Below are 24,916 nucleotides of genomic sequence, written 5' to 3' on the forward strand. Positions count from 1 at the left end.
TATGGGGGAAGCAAACCCTGTTTTCAAAAACATCATTGCGTCCATCGTCGATGGCATCATCCTGATATCCCGGGAGGGAACCATCCTCCACGCCAACCTGGCCACGGAGGAGATGTTCCAGCAATCCCGGGATCATTTTTTGAACCGCCCGGCGGGCGACCTGTTTCCCGGCCAGCCGGAGTTGCAGAACAAGATCGAAGACACCCTGCAAAACGGGGTGGCCTATCACCAGATTGAAGGACAGGGTCACCGACGCGCCCATTCCACGACGTTTCCCGTGAGCATCACCGTATCGCCTTACATCAACGACCAGAACCAGCCGGAAGGGGCGGTGCTGTACGTTCGCGACTGCACGCTGGCGCAGGAACTGGAGGAGATCAGCCGCCCTTTCGACGCCATCTCCCACCTGGGCACGTTGTCGCTGGGCATGGCGCACGAGATCAAGAACCCGCTCGTGTCCATTTCCGGATCTGCACAGTTGCTCCGCAGAAAACTGCCGGAGGAACATCACAAATTTCTCGACGTGGTCATCAAGGAATCGGAGCGCATCAACCGCATGATCGACCGCATGCTCAATTTCGCGCGGCCCCTGGACCTCGACCTCGAGACCATCAACATCCACCAGATTCTGGAGGAAATCCTCCTGCTGGAAAAACAGTCGCACGAAGCGGCCATCCGGTTCGAGTCCGTCTACGATCCCAGCCTGCCACCGATAGAAGGCGACGGCGACCGGCTGAAGCAGGTGTTCCTGAACCTCATCCAGAACGCGGTCGAAGCCATGCCGGACGGCGGCACCTTGAAGGTCCTGACGCGCTATCACACGGATTATGCCGTGCGCTCCCAGATTCGCCCCGACCGGCGGAAGACCATCCTGGTCGAGATCGTGGACACGGGGCTGGGGATCACGCCCGAAAACATGAAGCACCTGTTCACCCCCTTCCACACCACCAAGAGCCAGGGAAACGGGTTGGGGCTTCCGCTTTCACTTAAGATTGTCGAAAACCACCACGGTAAGATAAAAGTCATTTCCGAACCCGGTTCCGGCACCCGGGTGCAGGTGTACCTGCCGGTCAAACAGGAGAATGCATGAACGGTTCGATAGACATCCTGATCGTGGACGACGAGGAGAACATCCGCTGGCTGTTCACCCAGGCGCTGGAGGATTCGCCCTACAATGTGGATACGGCCTGCAGTGGCGAGGAAGCCCTGCAAAAGATCCGAAGCCAGTCCTACTTCATGGTGTTCACCGACATCTTCATGGAAGGCATCAGCGGCCTTGAGCTTCTGCAGAAGGTGCGTGACACGGATCACCGCCCGCATATCGTCGTCATGACCGCGCAGGACACGATGAACAACACCATCGAGGCCATGCGCCACGGAGCGTACGATTACATAAGCAAACCGTTCGACTTCGACGAAATTTTCAAACTCATCGACCGGGTGGAAAAAAGCCGCGGGGTCCAAGCTCCGGAACCGAAGGCAGAGCAAAAGCAGGATGACTTTTCGCTGGAAGCCATCATCGGCAAGAACCGGCGCATGCAGGACATCTTCAAGGTCATCGGCAAGGCCGCCTCCACACAGTTTCCGGTGCTCATCACCGGCGAGAGCGGCACCGGGAAGGAACTTGTCGCGCGCGCCCTGCATCACTATTCCGACCGTTCACACAAGCCGTTCATTTTCATCAACTGCGCCGCCATCTCCCGCGAATTGCTGGAAAGCGAGCTGTTCGGTCATGAAAAAGGATCGTTCACCGGGGCGGTGGAAACCAAAAAAGGCAAGTTCGAGCTCGCCGATGGCGGCACCCTGATGCTCGACGAAATCGGCGACATGGAACTTCCGCTCCAGGCCAAGATCCTGCGGGTCCTGCAAAACAACGAATTTTACCGTGTCGGCGGCAAGGACTCGATCCGCGTGGATGTGCGCATCATCGCCGCCACCAACCAGCGCCTTCCCGACCTCATGAAAGCCGACCGGTTCCGCGAGGACCTGTACCACCGCCTGAACGTCATCAACATCCACCTGCCCCCGTTGCGCGACCGCGCGGAAGACATTCCCCTTCTTGCGGAATTTTTCCTTAAAAAGTACGGGAAGTTATCGACGCAGGACCGCATTTACCTCGCCCCGGAAACGGCGGAACTCCTCATGCAGTACCCCTGGCCGGGTAACATCCGTGAGTTGGAAAACATCATAAAGCGCTGCCTGGTGCTGGTGACCCGGGGCCCGGTGTTGCCGGAACATCTGCCCGACCCGCTCCTCACGGAAGCACGCAAAACACCGAAGACCAGTAAGTCCTGGGAGACACATTTAGACAACGTGGTGCGCGACTTCCTCGCCGGAAACCAGGAAAACGCAGATGGCCAGCTTTACGACCTGCTCATCCAGGCCGTGGAAAAGCACCTGTTCGAACAACTGCTGGAGAGCAAACGCGGCAACCAGGTGGCCACGTCGAAATCGCTGGGCATCAACCGCAATACCCTCAAGCGCAAGATCGACGCCATGGGCATCGAGCCCAAAAAGAAAAACAACGACTCCAACCCACTCTCGCACTAGAAAGTCCGCACTGTGAAGACGGAAGCCATCGTATCCATCAAAAATGCAATGGGTGGTCGTCTGGAAATCGTCCGTCAAACCTTCCCGGCGCACAACGGCAAACCCACCCGGCGTATTTCGTTTGTCGCGGGACTGCATGGGGACGAACTGGCGGGGCTCTACCTGTGTCACCGTATCATTCGCGCGCTACGGGAATTGCAGGACACACAGCCGGAGGTGTTTCTCGGCCAGATCAATTTTTATCCCGCGGCCAACCCGGCGGGCATACACAGTTCCAACCGTCTTTGGCCGTATTACGGACTGGACATGAACCGGGTCATTGGCCAGGAAAACGGTCATACCGTGGGAACCCGTGCCGCCTCCCTGCTTTACAAGGACATCCTGAACCACAGCGAGTATGCGGTGGATATTCACGCCAGCAACCTGCACCTTCTGGAGCTGCCGCAGATCCGGGTCATCGAGGAATTCGCAGTCGACCTTTTACCGCTGGCAAGCGAGGCGAACGCCGACCTTGTCTGGGTCCACCCGATGGCGGGATTGTTCGAATCAACACTGGGTTACAACCTCAACCAGGAAAAAATTCCGACCCTCGTCATTGAGACCGGCATCTGCCAGCGAATCCACACCCATCTCATCGATCCCCTGTTCGAGGGCATGATGCACTACCTGCTTCACCTGGGTATTCTCGACGCCAACTACCTGTCACCGGAGAGCGTCCGGTCACCACGCGTGCTCTACCCGAAGCAGGTCATGCAGGCGACAGCAAAGCACTCCGGCCTGTTTGTCAGTTCGGTTCAGCCGGGGGAGACGGTCCGCCAGGGTCAGCCCCTGGGACAGGTGTTGGACGTGGTGGAAGGAGAAGTGCTGGAAGACGTCACCGCACCCGCCGCGGGACTGCTGTTCACCCTGCGCGAGCATCCGCTGGTCCATTCCGGCGCTCTGCTGGCGCGCATTGCGCTGGATCCGGAATCGTGAAGCAGGAAATCTATTCCACCACCACGCCGCTCGGCGATACGCTCGCCCTCTACAAAAACATGTGGGAGGGACCGGAGGGCGGACAGAAGCTGTCCATCGTTGCGGGTATCCAGGGCGACCGGTTGAACGGCCTGCTCGCCGCGGGCCGGATCGCGCACTTTCTGCAAAGCGTCGCCGACGGCAACGAGCCCGGCCTGAAACTTTCCGGCACCGTGCAGGTATTCCCGGTCGTCAACCACCGCGCTCTGGAATCCGGAACCGCTACATGGTGGTACGACAACCTGGACGCCGACCTCGCCTTCCCCGGCAGCGAGGAAGGCGACCTCACCGAAACGTTGTGCAACCGTCTGCTTCACGAGACCGCCGGGTCGGACTACGGAATCATTCTTCAAACCGGATCGGCCCACTTCGAGGATGCACCGCATGTGAGGGTCTACCGTCCGAGCCTCGCCATGCGCAAGGCCAGCCGCCAGTTCAACCTGTCGGTGATCCGTGAGGTTCCCGATATTCCATCGGTCAACCTGCAACTCAGCCGCCAATGGCACGAAATGGACATCCAGACCTTCACCCTGTCCGCCGGGCGCCCGCAGGTATGCGATTCCTTTGCCATCGACGCCTTATTCGGAGCGATGATGCATTTCCTGCGCGAGATGGAATTCCTTTCCTGTGATGAACCGGACGGGGAAACGGTCGGGACGGAGGCGATGTTCTACAAATCCAAAAATGAAGTGTGGGTGAATACCCAAGTGGCAGGATTGTATCTACCCTGTGGCAGAGTGGGAGAAACGGTGGCGGCCGGCCAGAAACTGGGAGAGGTGTTCGAACTGTATGGGGGACAGTTGCTGGAAACGGTGGTCGCCCCGCAGGGGGGGCTTCTCGTAAGCCAGCGTGTTCACCCATTGGCCCATGAAAAAGAGGCGGTGGCGATCCTTCTCACCGGGGGCCATTCCAAGTGGTTCTGGCCTTTCTAAATCAAGGTCACTCCAACGAGGAGAAATGGATGACCAGAATGACGAATCCCCAAAGTGAAAAACCCGCTCCCGCCAGGGCCATGAGTGTGCCGCGGATCGAGCGCTTTTTCATCTCATCTTTCTTTTGACCATCCAGGAACCCCCATTTTTCGCGGGGATCGGTGCGGGCCATGTATTCCTTGTGTTCAATCCGGTTGCACAAGTTCAAAAGGCCGATTCCCAGAAGCATGATGACCGCGCCCATGATCGACTGTTCAGTAATGATGCCGTCCAAGGGTCCCCCTCCTATATATTAAGAGAATCCGTTTATTTGATTTACAACAAGTGTGTAAATAAAGTATAACAGAATGCACGTTAAAAAACAATAAGATCGATCTCAATCAGAGGCACGGAACCTTGCCGGAAAGGTCGCTTTGGGATAGACTGGAGCCGTTTAAAAACGACCCTGGTGCCACAGTCCGATGCCCCATTCCCTATCAATCGAGCAAAATCCAACAGGTTACCGTTATTCGGTGGAACCGTTTCTGCTGGCGCATTTCGTAGATCCTGAACCGGCTCAGCGCGTGCTGGAAGTGGGAACCGGATGCGGCATCCTGCCTCTGCTCCTCACCACACGCGAACCGAAAATAGATATCACCGGTGTTGAGATCCAGGAATCACTGGTTCGCATAGCCATTCGCAACGTGGCGCAGAGTGGACGGGCAGGCATTCGCATTCAACACGCGGATTTTCTGGAAATGGCGAGGGATCATCCTCCGTCGTCGTTCGACTGGATCGTCAGCAACCCGCCCTACCGCAAGCGCAACAGCGGCCGTATCAATCCGGATCCGGAAAAAGCCATTGCCCGCCATGAACTGAAACTCTCTTTGCCCGCTCTCATCGCCGCCGCCGCGCCGCTATTGAAACCGCATGGCAAACTGGTGCTGGCCTACCCGCCGCTTCGGCGGGATGAATGGGTGACCGAACTGAAACGCAACGGACTCGTCCCCCGGCGACGCCTCACCGTTCATGGACATCACGACACCGAGCCGCGCATCCTGATCATGGAGGCGACGCAAGCGGAACTCTGCGGCCGGTGCGAAGACCAGACGCTGGTCATGTACAACCCCGACGGCTCGTACACCGGGCCGATGCAGGCCATTTATGAACGCTTTGATTATTCTGGCCGGTCCCACCGCCTCCGGGAAAAGTGATACGGCGCTCGCTCTGGCCGGTCACATGGATGTGGAAATCGTCAGTGCCGACTCCATGCAGGTATACCGCCACTTCGACATCGGCACCGCCAAGCCGTCTCATGAAGTCCGCGCGCGTGTTCCTCATCACCTGATCGACATTCTCGACCCGCACGAGCCATTCACCGCATTTGACTTCAAACAGCGGGCGCAGGAAGTGGTGCGGGATATCCTCGCGCGCAACAGGATCCCCGTCATGGTGGGCGGCACCGGGTTGTACCTGAAAACTTTCATCGAAAACTACGAGTGCGCCGTGCAGCCGGATCCCGAAGTCCGCAGACAGGTCCAACGCGAAATCGAACAGCGCGGCCCGGCCGCCCTGCACGATGAATTAAAAAAGGTCGATCCCGAATACGCGGCCCAGATCGAACCCAACGACCCCATCCGAATCGAACGCGCGCTCACCGTTTTCCGCCAAAGCGGGCGGCGCCTGTCCTCCTTTCACCAGACCGACATGGACAATAAAGAACCCGGATACAATTTCGACATCCACCTGTTTCTTCTGGAACGGGAGAGGCAGGACCTGTACACCCACATCAATCGCCGGGTCGAAAGAATGATCGACGACGGATTGAAAGAGGAGGTCGAACGGCTCATGGAACGGGGTTACAAAAAGGAATGGAAACCGTTTTCATCCATTGGCTACGCGCAAATGGTGCGTCACCTTGAAGGCGCCATTTCCCTCGATCGGGCGTGCTATGAAATCCAGCGGGAGACGCGCCATTTCGCCAAACGGCAGATCACCTGGTTCAAAAAAATGGAGGCCACCCGCCCCGTCCCGGTCCACGCTGCGGACACGGGTTCGACCCTGGCGGAAAAAGTTCTGCGCCTCCTGCCCAGCACCGTGGCACTGCTCCTGGCTTTCTGCTTGACCCTGTTGCCCGGGAACGTGAAGGCCGGCGAGGTGCAGGAGGAATACCGCCAGGCGGTGGAAATGGTGCAATCCGGAAAGTGGGACCAGGCGCTCCAAATCCTCCAGCCGCTCGAACAGCAAACACTGGATACCATCACCCGCAAACGCGTCACCTACCTCCTCGCCCGCGTTCATTCAAACCGCCTGGACCACAAACAGGCGCTCAAGTTTTTTGATAAAAGCCTCACCCTGTACCCGGAGGTGGAAGACGACATCCGCTATCAGCGTGCCCGCTCCCAGACCGCGCTGGGCCAATACGCGGAAGCGCTGGCGGAACTGGACCGCCTGGCGGTGCGTATTCCCTCCTCACTCTTGCTGCCGCGCGTGCACCTGTTGAAAGCGGACATTCATCGCCTGCAGAACCATCCCGAACCCGCTCTGCGCCACCTGAAGGAAGCCTATCGGCTGATCCGCTCCCGCGTCAGCATGGAAGATTACATGGAAACCCTGCCAGACATCGTGACTCAACAGATCACCTTGTACGAAAAAACCGGCGACCTGCAAGGGGAATACGATGCCTGGCGTACGTTGTACGCAGTCTATCCCGATCACCCCAAAGCGGAGGATGCCGAAGCCGCACTGGCCCGCCTTACTGCAAACGAAAGCGTCACGCCAAAACCGCTGTCTCTACGCGAACGTTCGCGCCGGCTGCGCAAACTGCTCGGTCAGGCGCGGTTCGAAACCGTGATTCATGAAGTGCGGTCCCTGATGGACGCTTCCAGTCGCATCCTGCCCGGCCGTTTTTATTTCATTCTGGCCGATGCCCACCAGGGACTGCGCGACCGCGCCGCGGCAAACGAGGTGCTGAACGAGTTCATGCGTCGTTACCCCCTGCACGACAAGGTACCGAAGGCGGCGTTCATCGTCGGGCGCAACCTGTGGAACCTGGGCAACCGGGATGCGGCGCTGGAGCATTTTCAAAAAGTGGTGAAAACCGCCGGGCGGCGGGACCTGAAAACCGAGGCGGCATTCATCGTCGGGAAAATTCATGAAGAAGCGAAAAACGAGGATGCCGCGTTGACGGCCTACCGTACGCTTGTAAAGAGCCATGAGAAAACCGAGTTCGGCCAGCAGGCGGCGTGGCAGATCGGCTGGGTTCATTACCGCGCCGAACGCTGGGAAGCGGCGGCAGACCAGTTTCGCACCAACCTCCAGCGGCTTCCGGAAGGGGACTTTGCCGACAAGAATGCCTTCTGGCTGGCGAAGTCTTTGGAGAAACAGAACAAAACGGACGAGGTCCGGCAGGTTTACGAGGACCTGGCACGCCAGTACCCCTACACCTATTACGGCCTGCAGGCACAAAACAAACTGGACGCAGGGACCGATCCCCATACCTTGACCCAGGTTGCCGTGACTCCGGTAGTGCAGACCGGCCTGGCCCCGGAAACCGATTCTCAGGGCAATCCCGGCCGGCCGCTGGACGACGGCGAATGGTTGCATTTTTCCCGCGCACTGGAATTGATCGAGCTCGGCTTTCACCGCCGGGCCCGCGAGGAATTACGCGAGGTCGCGGGTTCGGTGCGCAAGAACTTCGAGGGAGTGATGTGGCTGTCGCACTGGTTCAACCGCGCGCACGCGTTTTCCGATTCGCAGCGCGTGCTCGGTTTGTACCGCAGCTTCAAATCGCGCCACGGGGAAAAGGAACTGCCGGAGGCGTTCTGGAAGAATTATTATCCTCCCGCCTACTTTCAGAAAGTGCGCAACTGGGCCCAGTCCTTTGAAGTGGATCCGTTGCTGGTCATCAGCCTCATGCGGCAGGAAAGCCTGTACGACCGGTGGTCGGTTTCCCCGGCCGGAGCACGGGGGCTCATGCAATTGATGCCGAAGACGGCCTCACGCATGCACCGGCAGGCGGGAAATGCCGAAGACCTGGACATCGAGGAGCTGTTCGATCCCAACCTGAACATTCGCCTCGGCGTGCGTTACTTGAGCCACCTCATGCAGGAACACGCCGGGAACCGCATTCACATCCTCATCGCATACAATGCCGGGCCTCACGTGCTGGATGCCTGGAGGAAACGGTTTGGCGATTTGGACGATCACGACGCATTCATCGAATCCATTCCCTACCCCGAAACACGCAAGTACGTCAAGCTTGTGTCGCGAAACCACGATCTGTACAAACGGCTGTATGCGGGAGCGACCCAGACCGAAACGGAAAGCAACAAGACCTTTTAGGTTTGGTTCATGAGCATGTAGGCGGGTATAATGCGTATTCCTGCTGTGAAAACGGCAAGGGAATCCTATTCGAAGGTGATCGAACAGCATCCCAGGTCCAGCCCCAGTTCATTTTTTTTCAACATGGAACGGACTTCGGGATCGATGAAATTGATGATGCGGTTGCCTTCCCTGCGGGTGCTCACCAGGCCGCACCCGCGCAGGATGGCAAGGTGATGCGAGACCTGGGGTTGGGCCATGTTGAGCGACTGCACCACCTTCGAAACATTGCATTCTCCCTGCAATAACAACTGGACGATTTTGAGGCGGGATTCTTCGCCCAGGGATTTCAGAATGCGGGCGCATTCGGCTGTGTCGAAGGTCTTGTCCATACCGGCAGTATAGGAAATCCGGCGGATCGAAGTCAACTTGGAGCGTGAACGGCAGCATGAGGTGGCGTGGATAGCAAACCGAATATCGACAGCGAACAATGGGTGGACAGGTACGGCGATACCATGTACCGCTTTACCCTTGTCCGGGTAAAAGACCCGATGATCGCCCACGACATCATCCAGACCACCCTGCTTGCGGCCCTGCAGGCACAACACACTTTTGCCGGAAAATCGTCGGAAAAAAGCTGGCTGTTCGGCATTCTCAAGCACAAGATCATGGACCACTTCCGCAGTCAGAAAAGTCAACGGACTTACGAGTTGACCCCTGATGACGATGCCGATCCGTATGAAAACGCCTATAATGAAACCGGGCATTGGATTTCGCCGCCGCGAAACTGGGAAATCAATCCGGAAAAAGCGGTGGAGAACACCCAGCTTCTGGAAGCACTCAACCACTGCATGGGCGGGCTGTCCGACAAGTTCCGTGACATCTTTGTTATGAAAGAAATTGAGGGAATGTCGTCAGAGGATATCTGCAAGGAAATGGGGATCAAGCCGACCAACCTGTGGGTGATTCTGCACCGGGCCCGGAACCAGTTGAAAAAGTGCCTGGAAACCCACTTTAGGCGGTGAACCCGGCAGCAGGATGACTGCCTTTTTTTGGAATGCCATTGAATGAGTACCTTGATGCGATTCATGAAATTGCGGTGTGAAGACACCTCTCCGCTCATTTCGGAGATGATGGATCACACCCTGCCCCTGTCCAAGCGGCTGCGTGTGGCCTTGCACCTGTCTCTTTGCAGGATGTGCCGCGCGTACCAGCGCCAACTGAACACGGTACGGGTGCTGGCGCGGGGGTTGGGACGGGAGGACACACCATTGGGCCCGCAGTTCACAATGTCCGAAGACTGCCGGGAAAGCCTCAAGGCTGCATTAAAAAAACACCAGGGACTGTGAGCGAAGGCGAAAACCCCGGCTCAATTTGGAAAGGATGATGCGAATGAACGAACGGCGATCGGAAATGGACACGGAAGCGAAAGTCTCCCACGACGATGTGCGCGAGTTTTACTCCAAAGCCGCGGCGACCACCCAGGAAAACCTGTGTTGCCCGGTCAAGTACGACCCCGGCGACCTCTCCCACATTCCCGAGGAGGTGCTGGGCATTTCCTACGGATGCGGCAGCCCGGTGAGCCGCGCCGACATCCAGCCCGGTGAAACCATGGTGGACCTCGGTTGCGGCGGCGGCATCGACTGCTTCATCGCCGCCCGGGGCGTCGGCGAAACGGGCCGCGTCATCGGCGTCGACATGACCGAAGAGATGCTGAACGTCGCCCGCAAGAACGCCGGCCGCGTGGCGGAAAACCTGGGCTACAACAACCTGGAATTCCACCACGGCTTTCTGGAAGCGATACCCGTGGAGGACAACCGCGCCGACGTGATCACTTCCAACTGCGTGGTCAACCTGTCACCCAGCAAGGGTGACGTGTTTCAGGAAATCCGCCGCATCCTGAAACCGGGAGGGCGCTTCGTCATCGCCGACATTGTCTCCGACCAGCCCGTCCCGGCCGCCATGCGCGAGAACCGCGAGCTGTGGGGCGAGTGCGTTTCCGGAGCGCTCACCCTCGACGAGTTTCTCGACTATGCCCGCCAGGCAGGGTTCCACGGATTCCAGGTCACCAAAGATTACCTGTGGAAAGAGGTTGAAGGCATCCGGTTTTATTCATACCTGCTCGCCGGTTACAAGCCATTGAACATCGAGGAGTCCTGTTGCAGCGGCAACGTACTGGCCATTTACGCCGGACCGTTCAACGAGGTCACCTGCGAGGGCATCACGTTTCCGGTTGGCCGCGCGGTGGAAATCAAGGAAGAACTGGGAGAGGTATTGAGTCACGGGCCCTACCGCGGCCTGTTCAACATCATCGACCCGGAAACCGAACAGGTGGAGGACAGCGGCGACGATTCCTGTTGCGGTTGACCCAAATCGATTACCCACCGTCCCGCAAGGACGCTTCCCGCCCCGGTCCGGTTTGCAAAGGGGCGCAGGAGTTTTTCTCCAAGGAGAGATCATGCGGAATCCAATCCGGCCCACCCCGTTTTGTATCTGGTCGCTGGCAGCGACCCTGTTTATCCTGACCTCTTTCGCGGTTTCCGCGCGGGCGGAAAGCTGGAAAACCTTCAAGCATCCCGCCGGAATCCAGTTCGACTATCCCGGAGACTGGCTGCTGAAAGAGGACGAATCCGGTATCTACGTCATCCCCCAGCCGGTGCAGTTCAACCCGCAGGGCATCCCGGAAGAGTTCCTGCTGTTCCAGAGCGTTGCCGCGGAAGGCATCACCGACCCCAGGGACCCGCGCGTGGCGCAGTTCTTCGACCAGATCTGGACCACCAATTTCCCCGGCATGAAACGCTCCAACCAGCCGAAGGCGTTCACCACCAAACTCGGTGCGGCAACGGTGATGACTTTCGAGGGCAAGCTCCCTGCCGGCGTGACGCACAGGCATGTGGTGTTCCTCACCATCCACCAGGACCAGGGAATCTACATGATTCACCTTGCTCCCCAAAACAGCAAACGCGGCCTCGAAAACACGGCCCGCAAGGTGTTCGCCAGCCTGGCGTCCACACCGCCTTCGATCGACTCCGCGCTGCTCCGCAGATGGTCGAAAAGCACCACCGAAGGCAGTGTAGGCATTGGAGCCTCCGTATTCGCCAATTCGACGGTCACGTGGACGTTTCAACAGGACGGCACGGTGCTGTATTCATCAAAAACACGTGTGGACGGCAACACCACGGGGCTCGGCGTGAACGCGCATTCGGAAGGAAGCCCGAATGTAACGACCGGACGCTACTCCGCCGCCAACGGCCAGTTGTTCATTTACTGGGAAAGCGGAGCCACCGAACGTTACACGTACAAGGTTTTCCTTGACCACGAAGGCACGCCTTCGCTCAAGCTGGTGCCCTTCGGCGAAAAGAAAGCGCAGTACTACCAGTAACCCGCCGGGATGACATTCGCGCCATGACCCGCAGTGCTTTTTTACGATTCGTTCTGGTGTCAATGGCGCTGTGCCTGATTGCGCCCTTTCGCGCGCTGGCGCGTCCGTGGCGTACAATGCACTCTCAAGCGCGCCGAGGATCGGTCCTGCATGTCTCCGGAATGACGCCGGACATCGCCCGCCCCACGGGCAAGCTGCCTCCCATCACACCCGTCAAACGGTTTTACGTAGAAGACATCTCCGGCCCACCGGAATCGCTCCCGCGCGATGCGTCTGATTGGACCCTGTGCATCGAGGGTGACATTGCCAGACCGCAGTCCCTGGATTATGACGATATCGTGAAACGCCCGTCCGTCACACGCATCATCACACTCAACTGCATCGGCAACCCCATTGGCGGTTACGCGATAGGGAATGCGAAATGGACCGGTTTGCCACTCGCGCAACTGATCGAAGAAGCCGACCCGGATTTCCTCGCTGACACGATGGTGTTGAAAGGCGCGGACGGTTACCACGACAGCCTGCCCCTGCGTGCGGCCAGACATCCCGGTGCGCTTCTTGTCCACGGCATGAACGGAAAACCGCTGACACGCGACCACGGGTTCCCGCTGCGCGTGCTGGTTCCGGGGTATTACGGGATCAAGCAGGTGAAGTGGCTGAAGGAAATCCGCATCCAGAACGGAGCGCACACGGGATACTGGCAGAAACTCAACTGGACCCAAAGCGGCAAGGTAAAGATTTTCAGCCGCATCGACCACCCGCAACAGGGGCAGTGGCTGGAGGCCCGGCGAACAACTCTGCGTGGCGTGGCGTTTGCGGGCGACCGGGGTATCCAGTACGTGCAGGTGTCGCTGGACGGAGAAAAAAGCTGGTCGCTGGCGAAGCTGGAAAAACCGCTGTCGCCTTACTCGTGGGTGTTCTGGTCGTATCCCGTCACCTTTCCGCGCTCCGGACGCTACCGCATCGCCGTACGCGCGGCGGACCAGTACAGCGGCATCCAACGCGACGATCACCGCAACCCGTTTCCCGCCGGCGTTTCGGGCATTCACCGGGTCGATGTCAACGTGATGTGATCGGGTGCGGCGGGTTCCGCCCCAACGGAGTCCTATCCCAGCTCCCTGGCGGCAGCGGAATCCACCCACCACTCCACCCGCTCCGCGTCCACAAGCGCGGCGGGGTAACGTTCCTTTCGGTCGGGAGCGTGGTGCACCGACGCCAGTCGTTCCGCTTTACTTTCTCCCGTCACCAGAAACGACACGCACGCGGCCGCATTCAATACGGGAAGCGTCAACGTGATGCGCGCCTGGCCGCTCTCCGGTTGCCTGGCCACGGCGCACAGCTCGCGGCATTCCAGAACTTCTGTTTGACCGGGAAAAAGCGACGCCGTGTGTCCGTCCGTCCCCATGCCGAGCAGGACCCAGTCGAAACGCGGCACGGCATCCGCAGAAATTCCAAATGCGCGGCGGAGTTCCTCCGCATAACGCCGGGCTTCATTTTGAGGGTCCTGCTCGCCGCGCATGCGGTGGATGTTGGTCTCGGGAAGAGGAACGTGCCGGATCAATGTCTCGTCCGCCATGCGGTAGTTGCTTTCCGCATGATCCGGCGGCACGCACCGTTCATCCCCCCAGAACAGGTGCACGCAGGACCAGTCGATGGCCTTCGCATTGTCCGGATGCGCGACGATCTCCAGCAGGCGTCGCGGAGTCGAACCGCCGGGAAGCGCAATACGAAACGGCAACCCGTTGGACGCCGCCACGCCGGCGCGCCGCACCCACTCCTTGGCCAATGCGTGAGCGGTGGTCTCCGCATCCTTTTGTACGACCCAGTGGATTTGTGAATCTTTCATGAGGAAGGTTACAGCTCGCAGAACAGGCCGTCTTCGACCAGGTTCCGGCAGGGGTAATGCCAGTCCATGCCCGCCACGGAGAAGAGGGCGTTGGCATGCCGGGGTCCCCATGTTCCGGCGGGATAGCCGTAGATGGCTTCGTCCGGCTTGGAGGCCCAGTGTTTCAGAATGGGATCGACGAACCGCCAGCAGGATTCCACCGCGTCGCCACGCGCAAACAGCGTGGGATCGCCCTGGATGCAGTCCAGCAACAGGCGTTCGTAGGCATCCGCCAGGCTCGTATCACCCAGGTCGGAGTAATGAAAGTCCATGTTGACTTTCTCCACGTGAAAGCCGGCACCCGGACGTTTCATCCCGAAGTTGAGCAGAATGCCCTCGTCCGGCTGAATGCGGATGATGAGCTGGTTGGGTACGGAGACATGCTCGCCCTTGTGCTGGAACAGGATGTGCGGCGTGCTCTTGAAATGGATCACCACCTCCGTCACCCGCGTGGGCAGGCGTTTTCCGGTACGGATGAAAAACGGAACCCCACCCCACCGCCAGTTTTCGATGAACACCTTCATCGCCACGAATGTTTCGGTTCGCGAAAAGGGATCGACGTGCTCCTCTTCCCGGTACCCGGGAATGATCTGTCCGTTGATCTGCGACTTCGTGTACTGGCCCCGCACAACCGACGCCTCCACATTGCTTTCTGTAATGGGTTTCAGGGATTGAAACACCTTCACCGTTTCGTTGCGCACGGAAAACGAATCGAACGAAGGCGGCGGTTCCATGGCGATGATGCCGAGAATCTGCAGGAGGTGGTTCTGCACCATGTCGCGAAGGGCACCGGAGGCGTCGTAATACCGGCCGCGCGTGCCTATGCCCACGGTTTCCGCGGCGGTGATCTCCACATGGTCGACGAAGTTCCGGTTCCACAGCGGCTCGAAGATGCCGTTGGAAAAGCGGAACACAAGGAGGTTCTGCACGGTTTCCTTGCCGAGGTAATGGTCGATGCGAAAAATCTGCGGCTCGCGGAACACCTTGAGCAGTTTCTTGTTGAGCACCTGTCCGGAGGCCAGGTCGTAGCCGAACGGCTTTTCCACAATGATGCGTTTGTAGGCCTGATCGGGTTTCTTCTCTTTTTGCAGACCCGCCGCGCCCAGGTTCTCGATGATGATTTCATACATCGACGGGGCAATGGACAGGTAGTAGATGAAATTGCCGTTGGTACCCAGGCTCTCGTCCAGTTTCTTCAGACGTTTTGCCAGCTTGTCGTAATCGCGGGACTCTCCCGGATCGATGGACTGGTAATACAGGGCCTTGGCGAACTTACGGAAGTCTTCGGGATGGGGTTTTTCTTCGGCGTCCTCGACGCCCTCCGCGAGGGATTTGCGGAAGGCGGCGTCGGTCATTTTGGTGCGGCTGACACCCAGAACGGCGAATTTTTCCGGAAGCATGTCCTTCTGGTAAAGATTGAACAATCCCGGGACAAGTTTACGCCGGGTCAGATCGCCGGAGGCGCCGAAGATGACGAGGATGCAGTTATCGAGTTTGACCATACCCCCCTGCCCGCGAAAAGGTGTGAACTGAAGTTTGTGGGATGACTGGAATCCGTTTCATTATAAAACGGAAACCCCGGCCTGAAACAATCCTTCACCCCCTATTTGTTTTTCACCGCATGACCGCCGAACTGGTTGCGAAGAGCGGCAAGGAGCTTCATGGCGAACGAGTTCTGCTGACGCGACTGAAACCGCGCGAACAGGCTCTGCGTGATCACAGGTGCCGGGGTATCGAAATCGATGGCCGCCTGCACCGCCCAGCGTCCTTCTCCGCTGTCTTCCACGTACGGCTCCAGATTCGACAGGTTCGGGTCGTCCCTCAATGCCCGCTCCGCCAGATCCAGCAACCAGGACCGCACCACACTTCCCTTCTGCCACACCCCACTCACCGCATGGAGGTCGATGTCGAAGGGAGAGTTGTTCATGATCTCGAAGCCTTCGGCATACGCCTGCATCATGCCGTACTCGATGCCGTTGTGCACCATCTTGACAAAATGCCCGGAACCGCTGGCGCCCACGTGCAGGTGGCCGTTCTCCGGAGCCAGCGCTTCGAAGACGGGTTCCATATAACGGCACGGTTCATCATGGCCGCCGTACATCAGGCAGTAGCCTTCCTTCAATCCCCACACACCCCCGCTGGTGCCGCAGTCGATGTAATGCAGGCCGCGGTCATGTACTTTTTCCGCCACCTTTCCCGTATCCCGCCAGTTGGAATTGCCGCCGTCGATGATGATGTCATTGGGATTGAGCAATTCCATCAGGACGTCCACCGTCTCCCAAACCGGGGTCCCGGCGGGCACCATGATCCACACCGCCTTTCTCTCCGGCAATCGCTGTACCAGCGTGTTGAGGGAGTCGGCGGCCTGCGCCCCCTGCCGAACCGCAAACGCCATCCTTTCCTCGGAACGGTCATGCGCCACCACCTCGTGTCCCGCGGAAACCAGCCGCTGGACCATGTTCGCGCCCATCTTTCCCAATCCCACAAATCCGATCTTCATATCCCCTCCTTTCGGGTGGTCCGGGTTCTGTGCCTGCATGTGTTCATTATATACCCTGCACGGTCTACATCGGAAAAGCAGGCTTTGAATTTTTTCCGGAATCAGAATACAATTTCGGCACCTGAAATCGTTCTGCCATTTTCGAGTTCGTTTTCATTTTCCAGATTCATCCGCAAGTTGACAGGTACCCATGGAACTTCCCCCAACATCCGGCCCGGTCTTCACTGAGGACCAGCACACCAACCTCTATCATTTGAATGAACTGTACGGCAACGTCGCCCAAACGGTTTCCGCCGTCATGCAAAGCCGTTACGGAATGGACATCCCCATTTCGTCCGGGATCTGGGGCGGTACGTACCTCATCGCCGAACCCAACGGCAAATCCAAGCGGCGCATCTGGAGGTATTACTGCATCGTCAACCTGCCATCCGGCGGTCCGCTGGAGGAACACGAAAACCTGGAAAAACTGGTCGGTGTGTATTCCACCACCCTTCGCCAGGCATTCATGCCGGAGGGTCTGGACCTCAAACTCAAGATGTGGGGCGGCCGCCTGCCCTACACCAACAAGGTCAAACCCAACATCACCATGCACATGGAAGACGCCACCGAAACCGTGCGCTGGGTGAGGCCCATATTCGTGTGGAACACGGCGACATGGGAGCAGTCCATCATTTACGACACCCTGCGTCTGGTGAAGGAATTGAAGCAAAACCTGCACCGCGACCGCGAACCGCCGCTCAAGGATCCTCAACAGATCAAATACCTGCTCCAGGACATCATCATTCTTTACAAAACGCTGGAGCAGGCGCACGATCCGGATTTCATCGAGCACGCGGAGGGATTAATAAAAGACATGACTCAAGCCTTCCTCCAGGGCCTGTCCGAACCGGACGAAATTCTGAACTGGTACCACAAGGTGCACCAGTATCTGCTCATTTATGGATACGAGCAGACCCTGGAGATGCATTATCAGCCCTACCGCCTCGATGTGCGTGCAATGGAACACTGGCCGGTGGGCAAGATCAATTTCGTTCCCGATGAGCTCCAGACGAAACTCATCCCACCCATCCAGAGCATCTTCGCTACCTTCCGCGAGCACCTGAACAATCATTCAGGCTAAAACAACAGTCACGAAGAAAAACCTCTCCCCTTACGGGTCGTTGGCGCTTCCCGCTTCCTTCACTTCCGGCGGCAGATTCTTTTTACCTTTAAATTGTTTGTAGAGTGTTGGAATGAGGGCGAACAGGCCGAGCAGGGCGAACGACCCCAGCACTTCCGGCGAGGCGATGTCGCCCAGCTTGTCGATGGAAGCGAGGTTCGCCCCGGCGTTTGCGTAGACGAAGGAACCTGGCATGATTCCGAACATGGTGCCGATGAAATACGTGCCGAGCCGAACGCGCGTCAGTCCGGAGACCAGGTTGATGAGGAAAAACGGAAAGAGCGGAACCAGCCGCAAAAACAGGATGTATCCCAGTGCGTTGCTGGAAAAACCGTCATTGAAGGTCTTGATGCGGTCGCCGAATTTCTTTTCCACCCATTCCTGAAGCAGAAACCGCGCCACCAGGAACGCCAGCGTCGCCCCAACGGTCGCCCCGACGTTGACGATGAGAGTCCCCGTCCAGGCACCGAAGATCGCCCCCGCAGTGAGCGTGAGGATGGTCGCACCGGGCAGACTCAAAGCCACGGTCACGATATATACGGCGATGAAACCCAGGATCATCGACCACGTGTTGGCTTTATAAAATGCATCCAACTGGTCGCGATGCGTTTTCAGGCTTTCCAGCGACAGAAACCGGCCTAGATCGAAAACATAAAACGCGACGATGGCCAACGCAAACACCAGCAGCAGTGTGATCTTTTTTTTCATACCTGGCTTTTCACCCTCTGCTCTCAAAAAAGTGTTGAAACCGCTTCAGTATACCAGACGCCGGCAATGGATATGGATCGTGCGGTTGAGTCGTCAGGTAAGGCTTTTCCTTACAAATGGGAGACATTTGGGAGACGGGACCCGGCGAAGGCTGGCTCAGCAACCGTGTTCTTTGGACATCCGTTTCAGGCGGTTGTAAAACACATCCTGGATTTCCCGACGTATCTTCGCCGACTGGTATTCCACCATGCTTCCGCCTTTTTCAATGAACCGGATCTGCTGAATGACCCCGGTGCACAGGGGATTGGGTTTCCGGGCGAGGTTGACTTTGTTCTCCAGCAACATGAGGTCGCAGAACTCGATGCCCGCCTTCACCGTGTCCAGATACTTGGGATTGACCTTGAGCCCACGGTGATCAATGAGGTGCCGGCTGATTTCAAGCGCCATGGTGAAATGCTTCTTCGCCGAAAGATAGTCGCCGTCCAGCACCGCCTGGATGGCGAGCATCATTTCGAATCCCTTGTTGCCGGGAAAGTCTTCAATGGGGACATCGGTGAAATAACGCGTTTCATATTCGTTCATCAACTCCAGCGCCCGGCGGCGTGCGGTTTTGGGTGATAAAGAATCGCTGTCGGCAAGCCCTGCGTTGGCCGGATTGATCTGCTCGGAAATGTAAAACCAGATGAGCGTTTTGAGCGCCAGCGGCCGGGACAGAATTTTCTTTTCCAGCGCACGCTCGATGTGCTTGAGTCCCGTCAGTCGCAGGTCCTGCCCCCCCTGCAGAATGAAGTTGCCCAATCCCCCCAGCCGCGTGTTGCCGTAGCGGTATACGCCTAGCCCCACATGCGCGTCGGCGTGATGCGGATCGAGGCTGAGGGCGTCTTCAAGATGATTGTCGGCGCGCAGGCCGTCGATCAGGGCCGAAAGGATGTGTCCTTCACCATACTCGAGAAGGGCCACGTACCCTTCCGCCACCCCGAGAAAGAAAAACGCATCGGCTCGGTCTGACTGCTTCAGGTTTTCGCGTTCCAGTAGTTTGTTGGCGATATCGATGGTCTTCTGCGAATTGGATTGAAAGGATTTCCGGATGGATTCTATCTGGTAACTTTCGGTGAAGGACAGGGTGTGCGTGAGCTCTGCATGCAGAGCGGCGGAATAAAAATACAACTTCATGAGTTCCAGTTGATGGGGAATGCTTTGCGGTTCCGATTCCAGTTCGCGGATGCGGTGTGCGAACCGGTCGAACCACGGATCAAAACGGTAATACAGCGTGTCGATCACCGCCTTCTCCGCCATCTCGTATGCAGACATTGGCTGAGAGGGCGATTCCTTCCCACTCACCGAAACCGGAATCCCGGTAAGGACAACCGCGAGCAGGATCATCAACCAGGGGATTATGGGTTGTCTTGCTGATTGCAACATAGGGGTCTGGGAAGTTTTCATAAAAGCAGAGTCATTCGGGGGCGGCAACAAGCAGTTGACGGATCTTCGCCACGCGATCGTGGTCCTTCAACTTGAGGTACAACTTTTCGGCTTTTTTCAGATGCGCCACCGCCGGTTCTTCCACGTGAAATACTTCGCGGTAAAGGTATCCCAGAAGATAATGTGCGTCGGGAAAATCCGGCTTGATGCGCAGGACTTCGACGAACGCGTCGCGCGCCGCATCATGGTTTCCGCAGTCCATGCAGGCGAGTCCCAGAGAAAACCGGACCTGCAGGGAATCCGGCGCCAACCGTGCGGCCCGCTCGAACATGTCGAGCGCGGTTTCCAGCTGGTCCTCAAAGCGATACGCCGTACCCAGGTAATAGTACACGTTGTAATTGTCCGGATCGACTTCTCTTGCCTTCTCCAGCACATAGATCACATCGTGGTATTCCCCCCGCCGCAGGTAGGCGGCAGCCAGGGCGATGTGCGCATGGATGAAATCGGGCTTGAGGCGGATCGACTGCTTGAACGCGCCAATGGCGCTGACCAGCGTGTCCATCCCCTGTTCTTCCAGGCTGCCGTAGGCAACGCCCATATTGTAATAGGCGTCGAGAAAGTTCGGTTCGAACGCGATGGCCATCTTGTATGCGTCGATGGCCCGCTGGTAGAGTCCCAGCGTTTGCAACCGAAGGCCTTCTTTCATCCATTCCTCTGCGGAGTCTTCTTCCGGCGCTTCTTCGCGCGACTGGTTCAACTGCTGCGCCATCGACGCACGCAACAAATCGCCTTTTTGAACATAAAGGTGTTCGGCTTCCTCCAGGTACTTTTTGCGCCGTTCCTTGTTGCGCAGTTTTTTGATATGCAGCGCACCCAGTTCGTAATAGGCGTCCGCGAACTTCGGCTGAATGCGCACCGCATTCTTGAACGCCGTGCGCGCCGCGGCGTTCAGTTCGTATTCGATGAATGCGTGCCCCAGCATGTAATATGCCTGTGCCAGGCATCGCACTTTCTCGCCTTCTTCTTTCTCAGCCAGCGTATCGGGATCGATGTACCGCCCCAGGTTGTCCGAGGCGTAGGTCAGCCAGTGATCGGCCACGTTGAAATCCTGCACTCGCTGAACGCTGTCCTTCATGGCGGAATAGGCTTTCTGGTCCTTCCCCATCAACCAGCAGGCAATAGCCAGATCGTAATAAACCTGCACGGCATCGGGTTTCAGCTTGAGCGCCTTGCGGTAGTAATCCGCTTCCAGTTTGTGCTTGCCCATGCTTCCACACACGTAACCCAGCATGTGATAGACGGGGTAGGCCTCCGGCTCTTTTTCCATTACATCGGAGAACACGCCGAGCGCCCCCAGGTAGTTGCCGCGCACACAGTGCATCACCCCGTCCAGAAAATACTCCGGGTCCTGCCAGTCGTAAGGAAACAGCTCCATTACCGGTTCCGCCTTGCGCCGCACGGCCTTGTCGGTCCGGTGAAACCGTTCGACTTTTTCCAGCATGTCGGGGTACTTCTTGAGCAATTCCTCGCCCAGTGTGGAAAGGGCTTCGTCTCCCGACGTAAGGGAGAAACTGGATTTGCGTTCAGTGCGCGGCTTTTTCATGATGGACGTAAGATTCCGGTCAGATTGTCAATCTCCCCGATTATAAAAGGAAGTGCAGAGCTTTAAAAGCACAACGCGAAAAAGCCGGGTCAAAGCGTAAATTCAGGGGATATTTGGCGGGTTAAAGAGGTTGCCCGTTGTCCACCCGGAGCGTCCCGTTTTCCACGCGCAGAATGCAGTCGGCGGTGCGCCGGGCCTGCTCTACCTGGTGAGTCACCCACACGATCGTGTGCCGTGACTTGAGGGACAGGATCAATTCCTCAATGGCCCGGGCGGATTTCGGATCGAGCGCCGAGGTGGGCTCGTCCATCAAAAGTATTTCCGGGTCGACCGCCAGGGTTCGCGCGATGGCGAGGCGTTGCTGTTGTCCCTGCGACAACGTCGGTGCCGGATCGTCCAATCGATCCTTCACTTCATTCCAGAGAAATGCTTTTTTGAGCGCCTGCTCGGCTCGCTCGGGAAACTCGATCTTTTTTTCCGGAAGATGGTGACGCAGCCCAAACACCACGTTGTGGTAAATACTTTTTGGGAACATACAAGGTTTCTGGAAAATCAGGCCCACACGGCGGCGCAAGGCGTACTCATCCACGGGATCGTTGTAAATATCCTGTCCCAGGACCGAGACGGTTCCTTCCACGACAAAACCGGGCAACGCGTCGTTCATTCGGCAAAACGCGCGAAGCAGCGTGGATTTGCCGCTGCCCGAAGCACCGGTCAGGGCACAGACCGAATTCCGTGGGAACGCCCCGTACACGTTTTCGAGCACCACCCGGTCCCCGTAGCGCAGAGTGACCGCTTCCAGCGACAGCACCGGTTCATCGCTCATCGTTGGGCCTCCATTTGAATTCGCGTACGCCAGAACAACGCAAGTGCGATCAGCCCCATCACCCCCATTAACAGGACAAACGCCGCACTCCATGCCTGAGACACGGCTTGGGGGTCGAGCGCCTCCTGCGCCAGCACCAGAATGTGTGTCTGCAGGGTGGTGACAGGTTCGGTGAACGAGCGCGGTACGGTGACACCGGAGAACACCGTCGCGGTGAACATGATTGCCGCCGTTTCGCCCGCCGCGCGGGCAAGACCCAACAGGGTCCCCGTAACCAACCCGGACACGCTGTGCGGAAGAATGACGGACCGGATCAATTGCCCCGGCGTCAACCCCAACGCCAGTCCCGCCTCGCGATAGTGCGTGGGAATCGACTCGACCGTCTCGAGCAGGCTGATATGCAGTGTGGGCAGGATCATGATGGCGAGGATCAACGTGCCTGTGAGCCACGACACCCCCGTGTCCAATAAAACCCCGAACACGATATAACCCATGAGGCCAAACAACACCGTCGGCATGGCGTTCAGCGAAAAGATGAGCGAACGAAAATTTTTCTTTAAACGCGGGGAGCGCACGAACTCTGTTGTGAACAACACCGACCCCAACGCCACCGGCAGGCACACCAGGGCCGCGCCTGTCATCAACAGCACCGTACCCAGAATCTGATACCGCACGCCACCGGCCTGGCCAAACCCGGACGCCGGTTCCGTGAGAAAATCCAAATCCAGAACCGGAGCGCCGCGCATCCACACCGTCACCAGAATGAATCCAAGAATGAGACAGCCGAAAACAGCAAGCGCACCGGAGAAGGCGATGCCCAGCTTTTCAAATGCGCGCCGGTTCATGCTTTCACCCTTTTGAGAAGCCGGTTTCCAAGCCACGACAGCATCATGACCATGACGAACAGGATCAAGCCCAGTCCGATGAGTGCGTGCCATTGCAGACCGAATCCCAACGACTCCGCCGCTTCGCGGCCGATCTTGGACGGGATGCTCTGGCCCGGAAGAAACACGTCGAACAAGGGGTCGGGGATGCGGTCGAGTCCGCCGATCACCAGCATCACCGCGATGGTTTCGCCCATGGCGCGCCCCATGCCGAGGAACACCGCACCCGCGATGCCGGGTACAGCCTGCGGCAGGACCGCACGCAGAACCGTCTCCCACCGCGTGAGGCCCAGGCCCAGTGCCGTGTCACGCACCTCACCCGGCACCGCCTGCAGGGCGTCTTCGGAAAGCGTCATCACCGTCGGCAGGATCATCACCGCCAGCAACAGTCCCGCCGTGAACAGCGTGTTGCCGTCGATCAATCCGAAGACATCACCCACCCAGACCGCAACCAGCGTGACGCCCATCAGGCCATACACGATGCCCGGCACCCCGGCGAGCAGCTCCATCACCGCCTTCACCATGAGGCGCGCGCGAGACGGCAGGAATTCAGACGTGAACACCGCCGCACCCAGAGCCACGGGCAACGTGAACGCCAAAGCGATCGCCGTCACCCACAAAGTGCCGGTGATCATCGGCAGTGCACCATACACCTCACCGGGAAACCATTCGGTACCGGTCAGGAAAGAAACGCCCTGTTGCGAAAAAATGGGAAGGCTTTCCCATAAAAGGAAGGAGAACAACACCGCCACCACCAACACCGCCATTAGCGCCATCGCCCCGGTCACCCAGAACGCCGGGCCCCGGTATGAAGAAACGACGATGGACGGGGTGCGGAGTTGCATGCAGAGGACCTCCTGCGGATGGATAATCAGTTGACGGGCACAGGGCCGTTGACCGGAATGTAGCCGGATTCCTGCACGATGGCCTGTCCCTCCGGCCCCAGCAGGTAATCGATGAACGTTTTCACCTCACCCCGGGGCCGCCCGGCAGTGACCAGGTTCAGGTTGCGCGCGATGGGAAACGACCCGTTTCTTACATTTTCCAGCGTGGGTTCGATAACCCGGCCTTCGGTGCGAATGCCCACACCGGAAACGTCAGCATTGATCCACGCCAGGGACAACATGCCGATCGCGGCATCGCTCTGCGCGATCTTGGCCTGCTCTTCGTTATTCGATCCGGTCACCAGCCGCGCCCCCGGAGCCCGCGCCTTTTCGTCGCCGAACACGAACCGCATGAACACATGCCGCGTACCGCGATGCGGTTCCTTGTCAATAACGATGATGCGGCGGTCGGGTCCCCCAACCTCTTTCCAGTTGGTGATGCGACCCTGGTAAATGGCGCGGATCTCATCGCGGCTGAGCGATGTCACCCCGGCCTGGTAAACTTCCGACGAGATAACGCAGGCCACAGCGTCGCGTCCCACCACATGCACCTGCAAACCCGCGTCGCCATAATGCGCGGTTTCTTCCGGCGACACCTGGCGTGAGGCGAGGCCGATGTCCAGCCGTCCGGTCCCGACGCCATGGATTCCGACGCCACTGCCGCCGGCGTTGACGGTGATGCGAACACCCTCATGCAGCCGTTGAAAACGCTCGGCGGCAACCGTGAGGACAGGCAGCACCGTGGTCGACCCCCCGACACGGATGAGTGTGTTGTCCTGCGCCGGTGAAGGGACCGCATTCATGAACAGGATCGCCAGCGCACCCGCAAGCACACGAAAAATCAATGAGACCTCCCTTTTGGCTC

General features: G+C 58.2%; 24 protein-coding genes. 12 read left to right on the forward strand and 12 right to left on the reverse strand.

Translation table 11 applies throughout. The features are described 5' to 3' along the window. Position 1: 1 nt before the first annotated feature. The 4 genes from ACTRXA_RS11655 to ACTRXA_RS11670 are packed head-to-tail and all read left to right on the forward strand — an operon-like array spanning position 2 to position 4,496. Positions 2–1,090, forward strand: coding sequence for a two-component system sensor histidine kinase NtrB (locus ACTRXA_RS11655; RefSeq protein ID WP_442427362.1), 1,089 nt, complete (start codon positions 2–4; stop codon positions 1,088–1,090). Then, complete coding sequence (locus ACTRXA_RS11660; RefSeq protein ID WP_442427363.1) at positions 1,087–2,550, forward strand: sigma-54-dependent transcriptional regulator; 1,464 nt, start codon at positions 1,087–1,089, stop codon at positions 2,548–2,550. The genes ACTRXA_RS11655 and ACTRXA_RS11660 overlap by 4 nt, the downstream gene beginning before the upstream one ends. 12 nt (positions 2,551–2,562) lie before the next feature. Further along, positions 2,563–3,525 carry a succinylglutamate desuccinylase gene (locus tag ACTRXA_RS11665; protein ID WP_442427364.1) on the forward strand — a complete coding sequence of 321 codons (963 nt, stop codon included), beginning with the start codon at positions 2,563–2,565 and terminating at the stop codon, positions 3,523–3,525. After that, positions 3,522–4,496 (forward strand): succinylglutamate desuccinylase/aspartoacylase family protein, encoded by a 975-nt coding sequence (locus tag ACTRXA_RS11670; RefSeq protein WP_442427365.1) that lies wholly within the window; start codon positions 3,522–3,524, stop codon positions 4,494–4,496. Before ACTRXA_RS11665 ends, ACTRXA_RS11670 begins: the two co-directional genes overlap by 4 nt. Before the next feature lie 7 nt (positions 4,497–4,503). On the opposite strand, the gene ACTRXA_RS11675 is transcribed toward ACTRXA_RS11670, so the two are convergent. Beyond that, complete coding sequence (locus ACTRXA_RS11675; protein WP_005005332.1) at positions 4,504–4,770, reverse strand: hypothetical protein; 267 nt, start codon at positions 4,768–4,770, stop codon at positions 4,504–4,506. A 238-nt stretch (positions 4,771–5,008) separates the two neighbouring features. Between ACTRXA_RS11675 and ACTRXA_RS11680 the strand changes: the two genes are divergently transcribed. Together ACTRXA_RS11680 and miaA are read left to right on the forward strand one after the other, a co-directional pair. Beyond that, on the forward strand, positions 5,009–5,689 hold the full coding sequence (locus tag ACTRXA_RS11680; protein ID WP_442427366.1) for a tRNA1(Val) (adenine(37)-N6)-methyltransferase: 681 nt from the start codon (positions 5,009–5,011) through the stop codon (positions 5,687–5,689). Beyond that, the gene (miaA, locus tag ACTRXA_RS11685; RefSeq protein ID WP_442427367.1) at positions 5,640–8,819 is read left to right on the forward strand and encodes a tRNA (adenosine(37)-N6)-dimethylallyltransferase MiaA; all 3,180 of its coding nucleotides are present in this window, start codon (positions 5,640–5,642) and stop codon (positions 8,817–8,819) included. Before ACTRXA_RS11680 ends, miaA begins: the two co-directional genes overlap by 50 nt. Positions 8,820–8,884: 65 nt before the next feature. Here the strand turns inward: miaA and ACTRXA_RS11690 are convergent, their stop codons facing one another. Continuing rightward, complete coding sequence (locus tag ACTRXA_RS11690; protein WP_442427368.1) at positions 8,885–9,190, reverse strand: ArsR/SmtB family transcription factor; 306 nt, start codon at positions 9,188–9,190, stop codon at positions 8,885–8,887. Positions 9,191–9,256: 66 nt separating this feature from the next. On the opposite strand from ACTRXA_RS11690, the gene ACTRXA_RS11695 reads away from it, so the two are divergent. The 5 genes from ACTRXA_RS11695 (at position 9,257) to ACTRXA_RS11715 (ending at position 13,253) form a co-directional block, all read left to right on the forward strand. Continuing rightward, entirely contained in the window at positions 9,257–9,823 is a 567-nt protein-coding gene (locus tag ACTRXA_RS11695) for a sigma-70 family RNA polymerase sigma factor (protein ID WP_442427369.1), read from the forward strand. Positions 9,824–9,877: 54 nt separating this feature from the next. After that, positions 9,878–10,147 (forward strand): hypothetical protein, encoded by a 270-nt coding sequence (locus ACTRXA_RS11700; RefSeq protein WP_442427370.1) that lies wholly within the window; start codon positions 9,878–9,880, stop codon positions 10,145–10,147. Positions 10,148–10,190: 43 nt separating this feature from the next. Further along, positions 10,191–11,165 carry a methyltransferase domain-containing protein gene (locus ACTRXA_RS11705; RefSeq protein WP_442427371.1) on the forward strand — a complete coding sequence of 325 codons (975 nt, stop codon included), beginning with the start codon at positions 10,191–10,193 and terminating at the stop codon, positions 11,163–11,165. Positions 11,166–11,256: 91 nt separating this feature from the next. Further along, positions 11,257–12,180: a hypothetical protein gene (locus ACTRXA_RS11710; RefSeq protein WP_442427372.1), complete on the forward strand. Its 924-nt coding sequence runs from the start codon at positions 11,257–11,259 to the stop codon at positions 12,178–12,180. Positions 12,181–12,203: 23 nt separating this feature from the next. Next, positions 12,204–13,253, forward strand: coding sequence for a molybdopterin-dependent oxidoreductase (locus tag ACTRXA_RS11715; RefSeq protein WP_442427373.1), 1,050 nt, complete (start codon positions 12,204–12,206; stop codon positions 13,251–13,253). A gap of 32 nt (positions 13,254–13,285) precedes the next feature. Here ACTRXA_RS11715 and pgl read toward each other — a convergent pair whose 3' ends face one another. The 3 genes from pgl to gnd form a co-directional block, all read right to left on the reverse strand. Continuing rightward, complete coding sequence (gene pgl, locus ACTRXA_RS11720) at positions 13,286–14,026, reverse strand: 6-phosphogluconolactonase (protein ID WP_442427374.1); 741 nt, start codon at positions 14,024–14,026, stop codon at positions 13,286–13,288. A gap of 8 nt (positions 14,027–14,034) precedes the next feature. Then, complete coding sequence (gene zwf, locus ACTRXA_RS11725) at positions 14,035–15,567, reverse strand: glucose-6-phosphate dehydrogenase (protein ID WP_442427375.1); 1,533 nt, start codon at positions 15,565–15,567, stop codon at positions 14,035–14,037. A gap of 101 nt (positions 15,568–15,668) precedes the next feature. After that, positions 15,669–16,565 (reverse strand): phosphogluconate dehydrogenase (NAD(+)-dependent, decarboxylating), encoded by an 897-nt coding sequence (gene gnd, locus ACTRXA_RS11730; RefSeq protein WP_442427376.1) that lies wholly within the window; start codon positions 16,563–16,565, stop codon positions 15,669–15,671. Positions 16,566–16,755: 190 nt separating this feature from the next. On the opposite strand from gnd, the gene ACTRXA_RS11735 reads away from it, so the two are divergent. Next, entirely contained in the window at positions 16,756–17,685 is a 930-nt protein-coding gene (locus ACTRXA_RS11735) for a hypothetical protein (RefSeq protein WP_442427377.1), read from the forward strand. Positions 17,686–17,715: 30 nt separating this feature from the next. Here the strand turns inward: ACTRXA_RS11735 and ACTRXA_RS11740 are convergent, their stop codons facing one another. The 7 genes from ACTRXA_RS11740 to ACTRXA_RS11770 form a co-directional block, all read right to left on the reverse strand. Continuing rightward, positions 17,716–18,432 carry a TVP38/TMEM64 family protein gene (locus tag ACTRXA_RS11740; RefSeq protein WP_442427378.1) on the reverse strand — a complete coding sequence of 239 codons (717 nt, stop codon included), beginning with the start codon at positions 18,430–18,432 and terminating at the stop codon, positions 17,716–17,718. Positions 18,433–18,588: 156 nt separating this feature from the next. Further along, entirely contained in the window at positions 18,589–19,743 is a 1,155-nt protein-coding gene (locus tag ACTRXA_RS11745; protein WP_442427379.1) for a hypothetical protein, read from the reverse strand. A gap of 142 nt (positions 19,744–19,885) precedes the next feature. Further along, positions 19,886–21,457 carry a tetratricopeptide repeat protein gene (locus ACTRXA_RS11750; protein ID WP_442427380.1) on the reverse strand — a complete coding sequence of 524 codons (1,572 nt, stop codon included), beginning with the start codon at positions 21,455–21,457 and terminating at the stop codon, positions 19,886–19,888. A 121-nt stretch (positions 21,458–21,578) separates the two neighbouring features. After that, positions 21,579–22,283 carry a phosphate ABC transporter ATP-binding protein gene (locus ACTRXA_RS11755; RefSeq protein WP_442427381.1) on the reverse strand — a complete coding sequence of 235 codons (705 nt, stop codon included), beginning with the start codon at positions 22,281–22,283 and terminating at the stop codon, positions 21,579–21,581. Beyond that, on the reverse strand, positions 22,280–23,128 hold the full coding sequence (locus tag ACTRXA_RS11760) for a PstA family ABC transporter permease (protein WP_442427382.1): 849 nt from the start codon (positions 23,126–23,128) through the stop codon (positions 22,280–22,282). Before ACTRXA_RS11760 ends, ACTRXA_RS11755 begins: the two co-directional genes overlap by 4 nt. After that, complete coding sequence (pstC, locus tag ACTRXA_RS11765) at positions 23,125–24,012, reverse strand: phosphate ABC transporter permease subunit PstC (protein WP_442427383.1); 888 nt, start codon at positions 24,010–24,012, stop codon at positions 23,125–23,127. Before pstC ends, ACTRXA_RS11760 begins: the two co-directional genes overlap by 4 nt. Positions 24,013–24,038: 26 nt before the next feature. Further along, the gene (locus tag ACTRXA_RS11770; protein WP_442427384.1) at positions 24,039–24,896 is read right to left on the reverse strand and encodes a phosphate ABC transporter substrate-binding protein; all 858 of its coding nucleotides are present in this window, start codon (positions 24,894–24,896) and stop codon (positions 24,039–24,041) included. Between the last annotated feature and the right edge of the window lie 20 nt (positions 24,897–24,916).

It is taken from the genome of Nitrospina sp. P1_D6 (assembly GCF_052156615.1).
In the GTDB taxonomy this organism is placed as follows: Bacteria; Nitrospinota; Nitrospinia; order Nitrospinales; family Nitrospinaceae; genus Nitrospina.